General features: G+C 62.2%; 15 protein-coding genes. 11 read left to right on the top strand and 4 right to left on the bottom strand.

The features are described from left to right. Positions 1 to 42: 42 nt before the first annotated feature. Entirely contained in the window at positions 43 to 1,872 is a 1,830-nt protein-coding gene (gene glmS, locus CR103_RS10585; RefSeq protein ID WP_099915952.1) for a glutamine--fructose-6-phosphate transaminase (isomerizing), read from the bottom strand. A gap of 165 nt (positions 1,873 to 2,037) precedes the next feature. On the opposite strand from glmS, the gene CR103_RS10580 reads away from it, so the two are divergent. From CR103_RS10580 to CR103_RS10570, 3 genes are all read left to right on the top strand, one after another. Next, entirely contained in the window at positions 2,038 to 2,511 is a 474-nt protein-coding gene (locus CR103_RS10580) for an Lrp/AsnC family transcriptional regulator (RefSeq protein WP_099915951.1), read from the top strand. A gap of 198 nt (positions 2,512 to 2,709) precedes the next feature. Further along, positions 2,710 to 3,444 carry an ABC transporter ATP-binding protein gene (locus CR103_RS10575; protein WP_180279351.1) on the top strand — a complete coding sequence of 245 codons (735 nt, stop codon included), beginning with the start codon at positions 2,710 to 2,712 and terminating at the stop codon, positions 3,442 to 3,444. Then, positions 3,441 to 4,646, top strand: a complete 1,206-nt coding sequence (locus CR103_RS10570) for an ABC transporter permease (protein WP_143752573.1) — start codon at positions 3,441 to 3,443, stop codon at positions 4,644 to 4,646. Before CR103_RS10575 ends, CR103_RS10570 begins: the two co-directional genes overlap by 4 nt. A gap of 76 nt (positions 4,647 to 4,722) precedes the next feature. Here CR103_RS10570 and glmU read toward each other — a convergent pair whose 3' ends face one another. After that, positions 4,723 to 6,099: a bifunctional UDP-N-acetylglucosamine diphosphorylase/glucosamine-1-phosphate N-acetyltransferase GlmU gene (gene glmU, locus CR103_RS10565; protein WP_099915948.1), complete on the bottom strand. Its 1,377-nt coding sequence runs from the start codon at positions 6,097 to 6,099 to the stop codon at positions 4,723 to 4,725. A 27-nt stretch (positions 6,100 to 6,126) separates the two neighbouring features. Here glmU and CR103_RS10560 point away from each other — a divergent pair, with 27 nt between their 5' ends. From CR103_RS10560 to CR103_RS10535, 6 genes are all read left to right on the top strand, one after another. After that, positions 6,127 to 7,026, top strand: coding sequence for a DUF6279 family lipoprotein (locus CR103_RS10560; RefSeq protein ID WP_099915947.1), 900 nt, complete (start codon positions 6,127 to 6,129; stop codon positions 7,024 to 7,026). A gap of 95 nt (positions 7,027 to 7,121) precedes the next feature. Then, the gene (gene rsmD, locus CR103_RS10555) at positions 7,122 to 7,793 is read left to right on the top strand and encodes a 16S rRNA (guanine(966)-N(2))-methyltransferase RsmD (RefSeq protein WP_099915946.1); all 672 of its coding nucleotides are present in this window, start codon (positions 7,122 to 7,124) and stop codon (positions 7,791 to 7,793) included. A 111-nt stretch (positions 7,794 to 7,904) separates the two neighbouring features. Beyond that, a complete protein-coding gene (gene coaD, locus CR103_RS10550; RefSeq protein ID WP_099915945.1) occupies positions 7,905 to 8,402 on the top strand; it encodes a pantetheine-phosphate adenylyltransferase in 498 nt (165 codons plus the stop codon). A gap of 45 nt (positions 8,403 to 8,447) precedes the next feature. After that, the gene (locus CR103_RS10545) at positions 8,448 to 8,702 is read left to right on the top strand and encodes a YfhL family 4Fe-4S dicluster ferredoxin (RefSeq protein WP_099915944.1); all 255 of its coding nucleotides are present in this window, start codon (positions 8,448 to 8,450) and stop codon (positions 8,700 to 8,702) included. A 259-nt stretch (positions 8,703 to 8,961) separates the two neighbouring features. Next, positions 8,962 to 10,593, top strand: a complete 1,632-nt coding sequence (locus tag CR103_RS23985; RefSeq protein WP_099915943.1) for a methyl-accepting chemotaxis protein — start codon at positions 8,962 to 8,964, stop codon at positions 10,591 to 10,593. 83 nt (positions 10,594 to 10,676) lie between these two features. Then, positions 10,677 to 11,273 (top strand): chalcone isomerase family protein, encoded by a 597-nt coding sequence (locus CR103_RS10535; protein WP_229442992.1) that lies wholly within the window; start codon positions 10,677 to 10,679, stop codon positions 11,271 to 11,273. Between the two features lie 97 nt (positions 11,274 to 11,370). On the opposite strand, the gene CR103_RS10530 is transcribed toward CR103_RS10535, so the two are convergent. Next, the gene (locus CR103_RS10530) at positions 11,371 to 11,664 is read right to left on the bottom strand and encodes a hypothetical protein (RefSeq protein WP_099915942.1); all 294 of its coding nucleotides are present in this window, start codon (positions 11,662 to 11,664) and stop codon (positions 11,371 to 11,373) included. Between the two features lie 144 nt (positions 11,665 to 11,808). Here CR103_RS10530 and CR103_RS10525 point away from each other — a divergent pair, with 144 nt between their 5' ends. Next, positions 11,809 to 12,753, top strand: coding sequence for a LysR family transcriptional regulator (locus CR103_RS10525; protein ID WP_099915941.1), 945 nt, complete (start codon positions 11,809 to 11,811; stop codon positions 12,751 to 12,753). A gap of 154 nt (positions 12,754 to 12,907) precedes the next feature. On the opposite strand, the gene CR103_RS10520 is transcribed toward CR103_RS10525, so the two are convergent. Beyond that, positions 12,908 to 13,363, bottom strand: coding sequence for an Lrp/AsnC ligand binding domain-containing protein (locus CR103_RS10520; protein WP_099915940.1), 456 nt, complete (start codon positions 13,361 to 13,363; stop codon positions 12,908 to 12,910). A gap of 195 nt (positions 13,364 to 13,558) precedes the next feature. Between CR103_RS10520 and putA the strand changes: the two genes are divergently transcribed. Further along, on the top strand, positions 13,559 to 17,236 hold the full coding sequence (gene putA, locus CR103_RS10515) for a trifunctional transcriptional regulator/proline dehydrogenase/L-glutamate gamma-semialdehyde dehydrogenase (RefSeq protein WP_099915939.1): 3,678 nt from the start codon (positions 13,559 to 13,561) through the stop codon (positions 17,234 to 17,236). The last annotated feature ends 17 nt before the right edge of the window (positions 17,237 to 17,253 follow it).

The raw sequence follows: 17,253 nt of genomic DNA, 5'->3' as shown, positions 1-17,253 counted from the left end.
CATAATTCAAGCTGTTCACCCGCGACATTCCGGCTGCCGTCCTCACTCCACCGTGACCGACTTCGCCAAATTCCGCGGCTTGTCCACATCCGTCCCCCGCGCCAGTGCCGTGTGGTACGCCAGCAACTGCAGTGCCGCCACGTGCAAAATCGGCGACAGCAGGCCGTAGTGTTCCGGCAGGCGAATCACGTGTACGCCGTCGCTTGACGTAATGCGCGAATCGACGTCGGCGAAGACATATAGCTGGCCGCCGCGGGCGCGCACTTCCTGCATGTTCGATTTTAGCTTTTCGAGCAGGGCGTCATTCGGGGCGATCGTCACCACCGGCATTTCCTCGGTCACCAGCGCCAGCGGGCCGTGTTTCAGTTCGCCGGCCGGGTAGGCTTCGGCGTGGATGTACGAGATTTCCTTCAGTTTCAGCGCGCCTTCGAGGGCGATCGGGTAGTGGATGCCGCGGCCGAGGAAGAGGGCGTTTTCCTTGCGCGCGAAGTCTTCGGCCCAGGCGATGATCTGCGGCTCCAGCGCCAGCACGGCGGCCAGCGCCACCGGCAGGTGGCGCATCTGTTTTAAATACGTCGCTTCGTCGTCGTCGGACAGGCGGCCGTTTATTTGCGCCAGGGTCAAGGTCAGCAGGAACAGGGCGGCCAGCTGGGTCGTGAAGGCTTTGGTCGAGGCGACGCCGACTTCGACGCCGGCGCGGGTAATGTAAGCGAGCGCACACTCGCGCACCATGGCGCTGGTGGCGACGTTGCAGATCGTCAGGGTGTGGACCATGCCGAGGCTGCGCGCGTGTTTCAAGGCGGCCAGGGTGTCGGCCGTTTCGCCGCTCTGGGTGATGGTGACGACCAGCGTGTTCGGGTGCGGGACGCTGTCGCGGTAGCGGTATTCGCTGGCGATTTCGACGCTGCACGGCACTTTGGCGACCGATTCGATCCAGTATTTGGCCGTCAGGCCGGCATAGTAACTGGTGCCGCAGGCCAGGATCAGCACGCGGTCGATCTGTTTAAAAACTTTATAGGCGTTGTCGCCGAACAGCTCGGGCATGATGCCGGTGACGCCTTCGAGGGTGTCGCCGATGACGCGCGGCTGCTCGAAGATTTCCTTTTGCATGTAGTGACGGTACGGTCCCAGTTCGGCCGCGCCGGTGTGGGCGTGCACGGTTTTTACGTCGCGGGTGGCGGGACGGCCGTCGACGTCGACGATCCAGTAGCGGCCAAGTTGCAGGTCGACGACGTCGCCTTCTTCGAGATAGATGATCTGGTCGGTGGTACCGGCCAGCGCCATGGCGTCGGAGGCAACGAAGTTCTCGCCCTGGCCGACGCCGACGATCAAAGGCGAACCTTGGCGCGCGGCGACGACCCGGTGCGGCTCTTCGCGGGTAAAAACGGCAATTGCATAGGCGCCGTGCAAGCGTTTTACTGCTTGCTGGACGGTGTCGAACAGGTCGCCGTTGTACATATGGTCGACCAGGTGGGCGATCACTTCGGTGTCGGTCTGGCTGGTGAACACGTAGCCGAGGGCGGCCAGTTCGGCGCGCAGTTCGTCATGGTTTTCGATGATGCCGTTGTGCACCAGCGCGATGCGGGCCGATTCTTCGGTCGGGGAAAAGTGCGGGTGGGCATTGTGCGACAGCGGCGCGCCATGGGTCGCCCAGCGGGTATGGGCGATGCCGGTAAAGCCTTCCAGCTTGGCGCTGGCCATTTGGGTTTCCAGCTCGGCCACGCGGGCGGTGCTGCGCGAACGCTGCAGCCTGCCGTCGACGTGCAGGGCAACGCCACAAGAGTCATAGCCGCGGTATTCGAGGCGCTTGAGGCCTTCGATCAGGATAGGAGTAATGTTACGCTGCGCTACTGCTCCGACGATTCCGCACATGAGAAGCCTCATTTGAAAGATTTGCAATAGACGAATCCTAGAGGAACCAAGATGAAATTGGCTTTCTAAATACGCTGGTTTTCGTTATATTATTTCACGCGTTAAAAACCATGAAATATAATTTCATTTATTGACGATCTATTTTCTGATTCATTAAAATATGCCATGAACGACCTGACAACTTCGATGGACGACGTCGATCGTCGCATCCTCAATGCGCTTCAGCGTGACTCCTCGCACACCAATGCGGAGCTGGCGGAACTTGTCCACGTATCGGCGCCCACCTGTCTGCGCCGCGTCAAGCAGCTGACCGAGGCCGGCATCCTCGCGCGCCAGGTCGCCATCGTTTCGCCCGAGAAAGTCGGCGCGCGGCTGACAGCAATCGTCGAGATCTCGCTCGACGTCCAGGCCGCCGAGCGGATGGCCGAGTTCGAAGCACTGGCGGCGCTTGAAGCGGCCGTGCTGCAATGCTACCGGGTGGCGCCGGGGCCCGATTTCGTGTTGATCGTTCAATTGGCCGACATGCCGGCCTACCATGCGCTGGCGCACCGCTTGTTCGCGGCGCACGCCAACGTGCGCAACGTAAAGACCTACTTTTCCACCTTCCGCAGCAAATTCGAAACCCACATTGCCGTCTGACCTTTGCCGTTGAGTATCATCAACGGATTCCAAGGGGAAATAGCGTCTACTTGCAACACCCAGCGTGACGCCCATCGGGGGCGCCGCCAAAGGTAAATGCGAGGTGCTGCGATGGATGCAATAGGGGGAAGCGGCACGACGCCAGGAAAGGAAAGGCCGGGCCACGAGAGGCCGGGCCACGAAAGGCCGGGCCAGATCATGCCACTCGGTGAACTGGTGCGATTGTCCGGCGTGCACAAGGTCTACGGCCGCGGGCTGGCCGGCGTGCATGCGCTCAACGACATCAACATGCACGTGGGACGCGGCGAGTTGGTGGCCATCTGCGGCCCGTCCGGCCACGGCAAGACCTGCCTGCTGAACCTGATCAGCCTGATCGAGACGGTCTCCGAAGGCAGCGTCGTCATCGACAGTTTGCTGACCTCGACATTGTCCGGGCAGGCGCGCGCCGACCTGCGCGGCGAACTGATCGGCCATGTGTTCCAGGCGTTCAGCCTGGTGCCGGCGCTCTCCGCGCTCGACAACGTGCTATTGCCTTTGACGCTGCGCGGGCGCATCAAAGGCACCGCGCTGGCCGAGGCCCGCGCGTTGGCCGGCGAACTGCTGGCGCGGGTCGGCCTCAAGACCCAGACCCACCACTTCCCTGACCGGCTCGACGCCAGCCAGCGCCAGCGCGTGACCATCGCCCGCGCGCTGGTCGCCGCGCCCCAGTTGGTGGTGGCCGACGAGGCCACTTCCCGCCTCGACAATGGCAGCATCCGTCTGGTTATGGACTTGTTTGCCGCCCAACAACGCGAGCACGGCACCACCTTCGTCATCTCGACGCGCGATCAGCGCCAGGTGAGCCGGGCGAACCGCACCTTGCAACTGAACGAGGGGCGGCTGTGCGGCGCGGCGGCCGACACAGCGCGCCGCACGCTGCGGGCCCAAGGATGAGTCCGCAACAGCTGGCGCTGCGCACCCTGATGCTGGGCCGCCCGCGTAGCGTGCTGACGGTGCTGCTGATCGCCGCCTGCCTGTGCCTGCTCGACCTGTTTGTCGGCAACAGCGCCAGCGTATGCGCGCGGCTCGAATACCAGGCCGTGACGATCGAGCGGCTGGGCCACCTGACGATCACGCGCGCCGATGCGGCGGACGCGGCGGCTGATGCGCGGGACAGCGCAGCCTTCAAGCCGGCCGAGACGGCCCAGCTCAAGCGGCTGGTCGAAGCGATGGCCGGGGTGGCGCTGGTGGTGCCGCAGATGAGCGTGGAGGGAATCGCCTCGACCGGCAAGCGCTCGACGCTGTTTCACGGCAAAGGCATCAGCAGCGCCGCCCTGGAAGCGGCGCCGCCGACGTATGGCAAGCTCAAGCCGGACCAGCGAAACGGCATCGCGCTCAGCAGCGGGCAAGCCCGTTCGCTCGGCCTCAAGCCCGGCAGCAACCTTACCCTGACCGGCGTCAGCGTCGACAAACCGCTCGCCCCGCTCAAGGCCGAAGTGGTCGATGTGTACAGCACGACCGATCTCAACGGCAGCCACTCGCTGCTGATGCCGTTCGAACTGGCCCGCACCCTGGTCGACACCGAACGCACCGAGCGGCTGGTGGTCTACCTGGCCGAGCCGCGGCAACTCGACGCCATGCGCCTTGCGCTGCATTCGGCGTTGCGCGCGGCCGGGCTGGTGGTCGACGTCCACACCTGGCAGGAATTGTCGCCCAGCTATGTAAAAGCGCGCAACGACTCCGACCTTTACTTACACAGCGTGGCCGGCATGGTGTTCGCCGTGATCGCTGCCGCGATTGCCGCCACCATCTCGATGAACGCGCTCGAGCGCCGGCGCGAGGTGGCGACCCTGCGCGCCCTCGGCATGCCCGGCAGCGGCGTGTTCGCGATGTACGCGGCGGAAGCGTTGTGGATGGCCGCTTTCGCGGCCGTCATCAGCGTGGCCGGGAGCGGGCTGATCGCGTGGGTGGTCAACCGGGCGGCGCTGTCGTATACCACCCAGCAAGCCCTCGAGCGCGCCCCGATGCTCGTCGAGCTCGACTTTTACTGGATGGGGATGGCGGTGGTGGCCGTCATGGCGGTGGCGCTGCTCGCTTCGCTGATGCCGGCGTTCAAGGCGGCGCGCGCGGATGTGGGCGAAGGGCTGGCGGCTTGAAGCCTTCGAGCAATTTCGTTACTCTTCAAACCGTCACCTTCGCGCATGCGGGGATGACGTTTTATGATAACGAAACTTATTTCTTGACCTTCACCGGACGCTGCCAGCTGTCGATCGTCACCTGCCTGGCACGCGAGACCGTCAGCTTGCCAGCCGGCGCGTCCTTCGTCAGGGTGGTGCCGGCGCCGAGCGTCGCGCCTTTGCCGACGGTGACCGGCGCCACCAGTTGGCTGTCGCTGCCGATGAAAGCGTCGTCCTCGATCACGGTGCGGTACTTGTTGACGCCGTCGTAGTTGCAGGTGATGGTGCCGGCGCCGATATTGACACGCGAACCGACCGTCGAATCGCCGACGTAGCTCAAGTGGTTGGCCTTGCTGTGGGCGGCGATGGTACTGTTTTTGACCTCGACAAAGTTACCGATATGAACATCTTCGGCCAGCTCCGCGCCCGGCCGCAGCCGCGCATACGGGCCGATCATCGACTTCGGCCCGACCACGGCGCCTTCGATGTGGCAGAACGGCTTAATTTGCGCGCCGGCGGCGATGCGCGCGTTGACGATCACGTTGTGGGCGCCAACCGAGACGCCGTCGGCCAGTTCGACCCGGCCTTCGAACACGCAGCCGACGTCGATCGTCACATCGCGCCCGCAAATGAGTTCGCCGCGGATGTCGAGGCGGGCCGGGTCCATCAAGGTCACGCCCTGCTCGAGCAGCGCGTGGGCGACGTTGAGTTGATGACGGCGCTCGAGCTCGGCAAGCTGGACCTTGCTGTTGACGCCAGCCACTTCCCACTCGGCCGACGGCTGCGCCGACACCACCGCCACGCCGTCGGCTACCGCCTTGGCGACGATGTCGGTGAGGTAATATTCGCCTTGCGCATTGTTGTTCGACAGCGAGGCCAGCCATTGCTTCATCTGCCTGGTCGGGGCGACGATGATGCCGCTATTGATTTCGCAAATCGCGCGCTCGGCCTCGGTCGCATCCTTCTCTTCGACGATGCGCACGATGGCGCCGTTCTCGCGCACGATGCGGCCCAGCCCAAACGGCTTGGCCTGCTCGACCGTGAGGATCGCCAGCTGGTCGCTGCCGGCGGCCTCGACCAGGCGGCGCAGCGTCGCCGCGCTGGTCAAAGGCACGTCGCCGTACAGGATCAATGTCGGCGTGTTGTCGTCGAGCTGGGGCGCGGCTTGCATTACCGCGTGGCCGGTGCCGAGCTGCGGCTCCTGCAGCGCGGTGTCGATCGGCGCCTGTCCGCTTGCATTATGCAATTTGACCATCTCGGGCACCGCTGCGCCCCCATGGCCATAAATAACGCATAATTTGCTCGGCGCAAGTTCGCGTGCGGTATCAATGACGTGTTGCAACAATGGCTTGCCCGCTAACGGATGCAATACCTTTGGCAGCGCGGATTGCATCCGCTTCCCCATGCCGGCGGCGAGAATCACAACATTCATGAGCGGTCGTTTGAAAGAGTTGAATAGATGAAAAATTTTACCACGGCCGACAGGCTGACCCTCCGTCTTCGCACCTTGTTGCTTATTGCAATGATGGTGGCGGTTGCCGGCTGCAGCAGCATCCGTTTTACCTACAACCACGGCGACACCCTGCTGTATTGGTGGGTGAACAACTATCTCGACCTCGATTCCGACCAGTCCGGTTTCGTCAAAAAAGACATCGACAACCTGTTCCAGTGGCACCGCAAGACCCAGTTGAAGGACTATACGCAACTGCTGGCGAACGGCCAGCGCCAGCTGGCAGGCAACCTGACCCAGGCCGACCTGACCGCCAATTACCGCGACATCAAGGCGCGCACCGAGCTGCTCGCTTACAAGGCACTGCCTGAACTGGCCGAACTGGCGCGCACCGTGCGCCCGGAACAGATCGTGCAGATGGAAAAGAAATTTGCCAAGAATAACGATGATTTCCGCAAGAAATTCATGCACGGCGACCTGGAGGAGCAGCAGAAGGCGCGCTTCAAAAAATCGATGGAGCAGTTCGACCTGTGGTTCGGTCGCTTCAGTTCCGAGCAGGAAGCGGTGCTGCGCAAGGCGTCCGACGCGCGCGTACTCGACAACAACATCTGGCTCGAAGAGCGGGTGCGGCGCCAGAAGCGCATCGTCACCGTGCTGCGCAAGGTGCAGCAGGAAAAACTGAACAAGGATGCGACGATCGCCGCGCTGCACAACCTGATCAAGGAGTTGTTCGACCGTATGGAGGTGCCCGAGCGCAAGGCTTTCTTCGATACCTATACCGACCAGACCATCCAGATGATTCTCGCCGCGGTGAAAGTTGCCACCCCGGCCCAAAAAGCCCATGCGCAAAAGCGGATGCAGGGATGGATCGAGGACTTCAATACCCTGGCGACCGAGCCGCAACGGTAGCGAAGGGGGCTGCGAGAGCCGGCTTGGCAGCGCTACGGAAACCGGGGTCTGACCCCGATACCGGGTCAGACGCTGAAAATGCTATAGTGCCGCCCATGCTAAAAAAGCCCGCCAAAACCCCGGTCCACCGGCCGCCGCCGCCGCAATATGTACGCATCATCGGCGGCGCCTGGAAACGCACCCAGCTACCGGTGCTCGACGCCCTCGGCCTGCGTCCGACGCCCGACCGTGTACGCGAAACCGTGTTCAACTGGATCAGCCACCAGTGGGGCAACGACTGGAGCGCCGCTGCCGTGCTTGACCTGTTCGCCGGCAGCGGCGCCCTCGGTTTCGAAGCGGCCAGCCGCGGCGCCCGCTCGGTGGTAATGGTCGACACCCACACGCCGGTGGTGCGCCAGTTGGACGCCATCAAGGACAAGCTGCACGCCGACGCTGTCACCCTGGTGCGCGCCGACGCGCTTGCCGCCGCCCAGTCGATGGCGCTACGCGGCCAGCGTTTCGACCTGGTCTTCCTCGACCCGCCGTACCAGCAGGAGTTACTCGAAAAGGTGCTGCCGCTGTGCACCGGTTTGCTTAATCAAGACGCCCTGGTGTATGTCGAGTCAGGCGCGGCGCTGCCGTTCGGCGCTGACAGCGAAAGCGACAGCAACCAGCCGGATGGCCCGTCAACCCCGGACTGGCTGGCGCCGTGGGAAGCGATTCGTACCGACAAAGCCGGCATCGTGTTCTACCATCTGCTCAAGCTGCGCGCCGCTATTCAAGCGTAACTTGTTGTAAGACTACTAGGCAAAGCGGCCGGTGCCTGCCTTTCGCAGGGGCAAGCAGCGGATTTTGAGGCATAATGCGCGTCTATATTGGTGCATCTCGAAGGAGCCGCAATGGTTGTAGCCGTTTATCCAGGAACCTTTGATCCGCTCACGCGAGGCCACGAAGATCTGGTGCGCCGCGCGTCCGGACTGTTCGACAAACTGATCGTGGGCGTGGCCGACAGCAAGAACAAGCGGCCGTTCTTTTCGCTCGAGGATCGCCTCGAGATCGCCAACGAGGTGCTGGGCCATTATCCGAACGTGAAGGTCGAAAGTTTTTCCGGCCTGCTCAAGGACTTCGTCCGCAAGCACGATGCGCGCGTCATCGTGCGCGGCCTGCGCGCGGTGTCTGACTTCGAATACGAATTCCAGATGGCCGGCATGAACCGCTACCTGCTGCCGGATGTCGAAACCTTGTTCCTGACGCCATCGGACCAGTACCAGTTCATCTCGGGCACCATCGTGCGCGAAATCGCCATCTTGGGCGGCGATGTTTCCAAGTTTGTGTTCCCGTCGGTCGACCGCTGGTTGCAGAAAAAAATCGCCTCGATGGCGCCGCCGACGGAATAGATACTAAATACGCCATATATTACGCAAACGGATTCGAGCACCAGCATGGCTTTATTGATCACCGACGAATGCATCAATTGCGACGTATGCGAGCCCGAATGCCCGAACGACGCGATCACGATGGGTGCGTCGATTTATGAAATCGACCCGAACAAATGCACCGAATGCGTCGGCCATTTCGATGAGCCGCAATGCCAGCAGGTGTGCCCGGTCGAATGCATCCCGTTCAACCCGGCCTGGCGCGAAACGCCGGAACAGTTGCGCATCAAGTACGAACGCCTGACCGCCGCCAAGGACTAAGTCCGCCGCTGGCTACGCCTGCTGCCACTTGCCGCTCGCTTCATCCTTCCTGTACTTCTTTTTGACCACGCTTCACACAATCTTGCGGGCGGTTTCTTCGCGCCCATCGGCGCCGCGCCGGCATAGTCGTCGCCGACACTCCAGGTAAATATTAGTCTCTTTATGGCAACTTTTTATGGCCGAACAATGATATATTTATTGAAGGGAAGTAACACGCCCATATCAATTTAATCATTTCAAGAGACAGAGACGGTTGCAGATGAATATTCGAAACACGGGAATTGGCCAGCGGCTTGCCATCGGGTTCGGCGTGGTGATTGCGCTGTTGGTGATGCTGGCCGTTTTGTCGTACCTGCGCATTGGCGGCTTGAACCAGGAAGTGACGTCGATTGTGAAGGAGCATTATCCGAAGACGGTGGCGGCGAACAGCATCAAGGCCGACGTCAACGAAGTCACGCGCAGCATGCTCAACGTGTTGATCATGAGCGATCCGGACCAGATCAAGGTGGAACTGGCCAACATGCAAAAGAAGAATGCCAGCGCGACTGCCGCGCTCAACGAGCTCACCAGGAACACGACCGACCCGCGCGGCCAGGAGATCCTCAAGGCGATCGCCGCGATCCGCGCCAAGTTCATTCCCGGCCAGGCCGCCTTCATCGCCCTCGTCAACGAGGACAAGAAGGAAAACGCCATGGTCAAGTTCATGTTCTCGATGCGGCCGCAGCAGACCAAATACTTCGAGCAGCTCGATCGGTTCACCAGCTACCAGAATGCCATCATGGTCGAGGCGGGTGAAGCTGCCGCCGCCGTGTCGAAGCGCACCCAGTTGCTGATTTTGCTGCTGGCGGTCGGCGCCAGCCTGATCTCGGTGGCGGTGGCGTTGTTTGCCACCCGCAGCATCATCGGCCCGCTGAACGAGGCGGTCGACATCGCCAGGCGCGTGGCGGACGGCGACCTGACCAGCGTCATCGACGTCGGCAGCAGCGACGAGACGGGCCAGATGATGCAAGCGCTCAAGCACATGAACAGCAGCTTGACGAACATCGTTGCCGAAGTGCGCGCCGGCACCGAATCGATTGAGGTTGTATCAAGCCAGATCGCCAACGGCAACCTCGATCTGTCGAGCCGTACCGAACAGCAAGCTGCTTTGCTCGGCGAGACCGCGGGCGCCATGCGCCAGCTGACCGGCACGGTCCAGCAGAACGCCGACAACGCGCGCCAGGCCAACCAACTGGCGGCGCGAGCGTCGGAAGTGGCGCTGCGCGGCGGCTCGGTGGTGTCGCACGTGATCGACACGATGGGTTCGATCACCGCGTCGTCGAAGAAGATCGTCGACATCATCGGCGTCATCGACGGCATCGCCTTCCAGACCAATATCCTGGCGCTGAACGCGGCTGTCGAAGCGGCGCGTGCCGGCGAGCAGGGCCGCGGTTTCGCCGTCGTCGCCAGTGAGGTGCGCAACCTGGCGCAGCGCTCGGCCACCGCCGCCAAGGAAATCAAGACCCTGATCGGCAACTCGGTCGACAAGGTACGCGAAGGCAGCACCCTGGTCGAGCAGGCCGGCGTGACGATGGAAGAAGTGGTGGCCAGCGTGCGCCGGGTTGCCGATATCGTGGGCGAAATCACTTCCGCCAGCCAGGAGCAGAGCATGGATATCGCCAGCGTCAACCACACCATCCTCGAGATGGACGAAACAACCCAGCAGAACGCGGCGCTGGTCGAAGAGGCGGCCGCCGCCGCCGCCACGATGCAGGGCCAGGCCGCCAAGCTGGCGCGCGTGGTCAGCGTTTTCAAGCTCAACCTGCAAGCGGCGAGCCCGTCCTTGTCCACCTCCCAGCATGTCCGTGCGTTAAGGGAAGGCAACAAGCCCCACGCGATCGGCGCGGTGTAAAAAGTAAAAAGTAAAAAAGTTGCTCACGCACTGGCAGCAGTTTCAATTCGTAAGTTTTTTTAATACAATCTGGAGACAACAAGATGGCAAAGATGACAAGCGGTTTTAACGCCTTGCTGGCCGGCGCCGTAGTGGCGTGCGCATTCCTGCAAACGGCGACGGCGGCCGAGATAAGCGGCGTCAAATTCGACGAAACGGTCAAGCTGGCCGGCAAGGAATTGAAGCTGAACGGTGTCGGCATGCGGACCAAGTTCATCGTCAAGGTCTACGCTGCCGGGCTGTACCTGCCGGAGAAAAAGAACACCGTCGCCGACATCATGAAAATCGAGGGCCCGCGCCGCCTGACGCTGGTGATGATGCGCGAAATCAGCTCGGACGATTTCGGCCAGTCCTTCATGACCGGGCTGAACAACAATATCGACAAGGCCGAGAAATCGCGCTACGTCACGCAGATCAGCAAGTTCGGCGAGATGTTCGGCACCATCGACGGCTTGAAGAAGGGCGACGTGTTGCACATCGACTGGATACCGGGCGCCGGCACCCAATGCGAGCTGAACGGCAAGAAGATCGGTGAGACACTGCCGGATGTGAATTACTACAATGCGGTGTTGAAGATCTGGCTGGGCGACAAGCCGGCCGACAGCGCGCTCAAGCCGGCACTGATGGGCCAAGCGCGATAAGCGACGGCGTTTAATCAACAAGCAAAAAAACAAAAACGCGGCGCCGGGGAAACCCCGGCGCCGCGTTTTATTTATTTATTTCACTGAACCGCGACTGTTAGCCGCGCGCCGCCATCGCCCGCAGTTCGGCGACGTCGTTGGGGCCTTGCGACGCGTTGATCATACGCTGGAACAATTGGGCGTCGCGCATGTGGCGGCGGGCGGCCTTTTCATCGCGGCTCAGGTGCGGGCGCACCACCAGCACCAGAGCGCGGACGATTCCCGTCAGCAGCGGGCGGAACAACATCACCAGTGCGGCAAACGTCGTCAAGCCCAGGGCGCCACCGATGTACGGCAACACCGGAAAATCGGTCACGACGGCCGTTTGAAGAAAACTGGTGGTGAAAGACACGTTGATTCCTATGTAAAAACAGTTCTTAAGAAAAATTATAGTGCAACGCAACATATAAATCTAATTCCAATTTCTTATACCGATTATATAAATCATGAATGGAATGATGTATATTCAAGGTCACTACTATTTTATTTTCCTGCCATGAGCTTTCTGACGCTGGACCTGAACCTGCTGCGGGTATTCGACGCGGTGATGACCGAGCAAAACCTCACCCGTGCTGCCGGCCACCTGGCGATGACCCAGCCGGCTGTGTCGAATGCCATCAAGCGCCTGCGCGAAAGCCTCGGCGACGATTTGCTGATCCGCACCGCCTACGGCGTCAAGCCGACGCCGCGCGCCGAATCGCTGTGGCCTGCCGTGCGCCAAGCGCTGGCCGGACTCGAAGCGGCGGTCACGCCGGGTACATTCGATGTGTCGAAAGCGAACGCAACGTTTCGCATGGCGATGGCCGACGCCATGGCCGCGTTCTGGCTGCCTTCGCTGATGCGCTCGATCGAAAGCGAGGCGCCTGGCGTCAACGTACGGATGGTGCCATTGACCACGCGCGAACCGCGGCCGATGCTGCTGCGCGGCGACATCGACCTGGCGGTGGGATTTTTTCCCGGCGTGGCGGTGCAGCTGTCGTCCGACACCGGTTCGCCGATCCGCCACGAGCGCCTGTATTCCGGCCGCTATGTGTGCGTGATGCGCAAGAACCATCCGCTGGCCCAAACCGAACTCACGCTCGACAGGTACTGCGCGTCGAATCACCTGCTGGTGAGTTTTTCGGGCCGGGCCCATGGCTTGACCGACGAAGCGCTGTCGCAACTGGGGCGCGAACGGCGCATCCTGCTGACGGTAAACCAGTTTTTTACGGCCGGCAAGGTGGTAGCCAACTCCGACCTGATCACGGTGCTGCCGAAGCACCTGATCGCCTCGACCGGCATGGCCGACGCGCTGGTGTGGCGGGAACTGCCGTTCACCTTGCCGGCGGTTCACCTCGACATGCTGTGGCACGAGCGCGACGCCCGCAGTCCGGCCCACGTGTGGCTGCGCCGCCACCTCGAATCGATGGACACGCCGGGGGCGCAGGCGGCAGCGGCCTGAGCACTCACGCGGCACTGGAGCGGTAACCGACCCGGACGCCGCTCCCGTGCTGGCCGTCGACATAGTTGGGCGCCGACAGGTCGTGCGTCACTTCGTCGGTGTCGCGCTTGTAGGTTTGCAACAGAAATAGTTGTGCACGTGAGGCCGTCGCAAGCTACCTGATCGGCAGCTTGGTGGTGTTCTTGACTTCTTCCATCACCGCGTAGGTGTGGGTCTCGCGCACGCCTTTCTGCAGCAGCGTCTTGCCGAGAAATTCGCGGTAAGCCGCCATGTCTTTGACGCGTGCCTTGACCAGGTAGTCGAAGCCGCCCGCCACCATGTGGCATTCCAGCACTTCGGGAATCAATTGCACGCTGTTCTTGAAGGCGTCGAACACTTCGGGCGTGGTGCGGTCGAGCACGACCTCGATAAACACCAGCAGCGACACGTCGAGCAACTGCGGATTGAGCTGGGCGGTGTAGCCCATGATGTAGCCCGATTCGTGGAGCTTGCGCACCCGTTCCAGGCAGGCCGCCGGCGACAGGTTGACCCGGCCGGCAAGCTCGACATTGCTGATGCGCCCGTCATTTTGCAACTCCGATAGAATTTTCTTGCTTATCTTGTCCAGCATGTCCCCCCCCCCCTCAGATTAATTTTATTTGGTGAAATTGTCTCACCAAAAACTATCTATTGCTAGTCTTCCGTATTACCAGAATTAATCCAGAAGAAATCGCACTACAATCGAATCAATTTTTCGCATGGCGTAGCCGTCGTTTCACTCTACGCTGCCGAGTTCGGTTTCCATTTTTTCATTAAAGAATCATTTATGCACACTGCCGCTGCTCAAGCGCTCCTTCCCGTTCACTTCGCCGCGCTGCGCTCCGAGATCAAACCTGCGCAATCGCCCCTGCGCGCCGCCATCACCGGCGCTTACCGGCGCGATGAAGCGGCGGCGGTAACGTTCTTGCTGGCGCAGGGCGCGCGCGCCAATGGCGAGGCGCAGGCGCTGGCCCACAGACTGGTGTCGCAGGTGCGCGAAAAACGCACCCGCTCGTCCGGCGTGGATGCGCTGATGCATGAATTCTCGCTGTCGTCGGAAGAAGGCGTGGCGCTGATGTGCCTGGCAGAAGCACTATTGCGGATTCCCGACAGTGCGACCGCCGACCGCCTGATTGCCGACAAGATCAGCAAGGGCGACTGGCGCAAGCACCTCGGCGAATCGCCTTCGCTGTTCGTCAACGCCGCCACCTGGGGCCTGTTGATCACCGGCAAACTGGTTGGCACCAGTAGCGAAACCGGGCTCGGCTCGGCGCTGACAAAAATGATCGGCAAGGGCGGCGAACCGTTGATCCGCAAAGGCGTCGACTTGGCCATGCGCATGCTGGGCAACCAGTTCGTCACCGGCCAGAGCATGGACGAGGCACTCAAAAACAGCCGCGACAACGAAGCGCGCGGCTACCGCTACTCGTACGACATGCTGGGCGAAGCGGCGCTGACCGAAGTCGACGCCCACCACTATTACGCCGCCTACGAAACGGCGATCCACGCCATCGGCAAGGCCTCGAACGGCCGCGGCATCAAGGACGGCCCCGGCATCTCTGTAAAATTGTCGGCGCTGCACCCGCGCTACGTGCGGGCCCAGCATGCGCGCGTGATGGCCGAACTGCTGCCGCGCCTGCGCCGCTTGGTACTGCTGGCCAAGCATTACAACATCGGCCTCAATATCGACGCCGAGGAAGCGGACCGTCTCGAGATCTCGCTCGACCTGATGGAAGCGATGGCGTTCGACCCGGAACTGGCCGGCTTCAACGGCATCGGTTTCGTCGTCCAGGCGTACCAAAAGCGCTGCCCGTTCGTGATCGATTACCTGGCCGACCTGGCCAGGCGCAGCGGTCGCAAGTTCATGGTGCGGCTGGTGAAAGGCGCCTATTGGGACGCCGAGATCAAGCGCGCGCAAGTGGACGGCATGCCCGGCTATCCGGTCTACACGCGCAAGGTCTACACCGACGTGTCGTATCTCACCTGCGCCAAAAAACTGCTCGCCGCCAGCGACCGGCTGTATCCGCAGTTCGCTACCCACAACGCCCATTCGCTGGCGGTGATCTACACCTGGGCCAAACAGGACGGCATCGTCAATTACGAATTCCAGTGCCTGCACGGCATGGGCGAGACGCTGTACGACCAAGTGGTTGGCACGGACAACCTCGACAAGGCGTGCCGCATCTACGCGCCAGTCGGCTCGCACCAGACGCTGCTGGCCTACCTGGTGCGCCGGCTGCTCGAAAACGGCGCCAATTCATCGTTCGTCAACCAGATCGTCGACGCCAAGGTGTCGATCGATACGCTGGTCGCCGATCCGTTCGAGGCGGCCGGTAAGCAGGGCGGCGCGGCGCATCCGGGTATCGTTTTACCGAGCGAACTGTTCGGCGTTGAGCGCAGCAATTCGTCCGGCATCGACCTGACGAACGAAGACGTGCTCACTGGCCTGGCGGCGGCGTTGTCGCAGCCGCGGGTGTACGACGCGGCGCCGTTGATCGATGGCGAATTTATTCCATCGGAATGGAACGACATCGTCAATCCTGCATTTCACGACGACGTCGTCGGCCATGTCCACCCAGCGTCGCTCGAAAACGTCGACACGGCGCTGGCCGCCGCCGCCGCCTACGCCATAGATTGGCAGACCACGGCGCCGTCGCTGCGCGCGCAAGCGCTCGCCCGCGTGGCCGATCTGTTCGAACATAATTGCCATGAATTGATGGCGCTGACTGTGCGCGAAGCCGGCAAGTCGCTGCCGAACGCGATCGCCGAAGTGCGCGAGGCGGTCGACTTCCTGCGCTATTACGCGGCGCAAGTGCACGGCAGCCCCAACGTGCTGGCGCTGGGGCCCGTCGCCTGCATCAGTCCGTGGAATTTTCCATTGGCCATTTTTACCGGCCAAGTCGCCGCCGCGCTGGCCGCCGGCAACGTGGTGCTGGCCAAGCCGGCCGAACAGACGCCGTTGACCGCCCACCGCGCCGTCGAACTGTTTTATCAGGCCGGCATTCCCAGGGGAGCCTTGCAGCTTTTACCCGGCCGCGGCGATGTCGTCGGCACCGCGCTGACGGTCGATGCGCGCGTGCGCGGGGTGATCTTCACCGGCTCGACCGCAGTGGCGCAGCTGATCAACAAGACGCTGGCACGGCGCGCGGTGGCCGAATCCTGCGACATTCCCCTGATCGCCGAAACCGGCGGGCAGAACGCGCTCATCGTCGATTCGTCGGCGCTGCCGGAACAGGTGGTGATCGATGCGCTCAGCTCGGCGTTCGACAGCGCCGGCCAGCGCTGCTCGGCGCTGCGCGTGCTGTTCCTGCAGGAGGAGATTGCCGACAAGACCATCCGCATGCTGGAAGGCGCCATGAAAGAACTGCGGGTCGGCAATCCGGACCGGCTGGCGACCGACATCGGCCCGGTGATCGACGCGCACGCGCGCGACAAGCTGCTGGCCCATATCGCGCGCACCAAACAAACCGCCAAATCGAGCTTCTCACTGGCGCTTCCAAGCGGCCTGGCAGAGACCGGCAGCTTCGTCGCCCCGACCTTGCTCGAAATCGGCGCATTGGATGAACTGACGGAAGAAGTATTCGGCCCGGTGCTGCACATCATCCGCTACCAGCGCGCCAACCTGGCGCAACTGGTCGAGTCGATCAACGCCAGCGGTTTCGGACTGACCCTGGGCGTGCATTCGCGCATCGACGAGACGATCGACTTCATCGCTTCGCGCGCGCACGTCGGCAACATCTACGTCAACCGCAACATCGTCGGCGCGGTGGTCGGGGTGCAGCCGTTCGGCGGCGAAGGCAAATCGGGCACCGGCCCGAAAGCCGGCGGCCCGCTGTACTTAAAACGGCTGCAGCGCGCGGCGCCGCCGTATTTGCAGCATGCCCGCCATGAGCACCATGAACACCACCAACGCCAGTTCACGCCAGGACTCGATGCGCTGCTGGTGTGGGCGCGCACCCATGGCCACCAGCGCGTCGTCACCCTGGCCGAGCAGTACATGCGCACTACCTTGCTCGGCACCACACTCGAACTCCCCGGTCCCACGGGCGAGCACAACACGCTCACCTTCGCCCCGCGCGGGATGGTGCTGTGCGCCGCCTCCCACATCGGTGTGCTGCTCAACGCGCTGGCGGCGGTGCTGGCCACCGGCAACCGCGCGGTGGTGCTGACAGGTTCCGGTCACCTGGTGCCGGAAGGATTACCGGCGCAGGTGCGCGAGCACATCGACGTCATCGCCAGCATCGATCAATGCAGCTATCCGTTCCAGCTGGCGTTGATCGATGCGTCCACTGGCCACGCCCTGCGGCCGCTGCTGGCAGACCGGGATGGCGCCATCGTCAGCATGATCGATATCTCGGAAGAAGGTGCGATCCCGTTGTGGCGCCTGGTAGCGGAGCGCGCGCTGTGTGTCAACACAACTGCCGCTGGCGGTAATGCAAGCCTGATGACCTTGGGTCTGCAATGATGCAAAAGTAAAAACAA

The organism is Massilia psychrophila (assembly GCF_002760665.1).
In the GTDB taxonomy this organism is placed as follows: domain Bacteria; phylum Pseudomonadota; class Gammaproteobacteria; order Burkholderiales; family Burkholderiaceae_D; genus JAFCUW01.
This window is presented reverse-complemented; position numbering and strand designations above follow the sequence as displayed.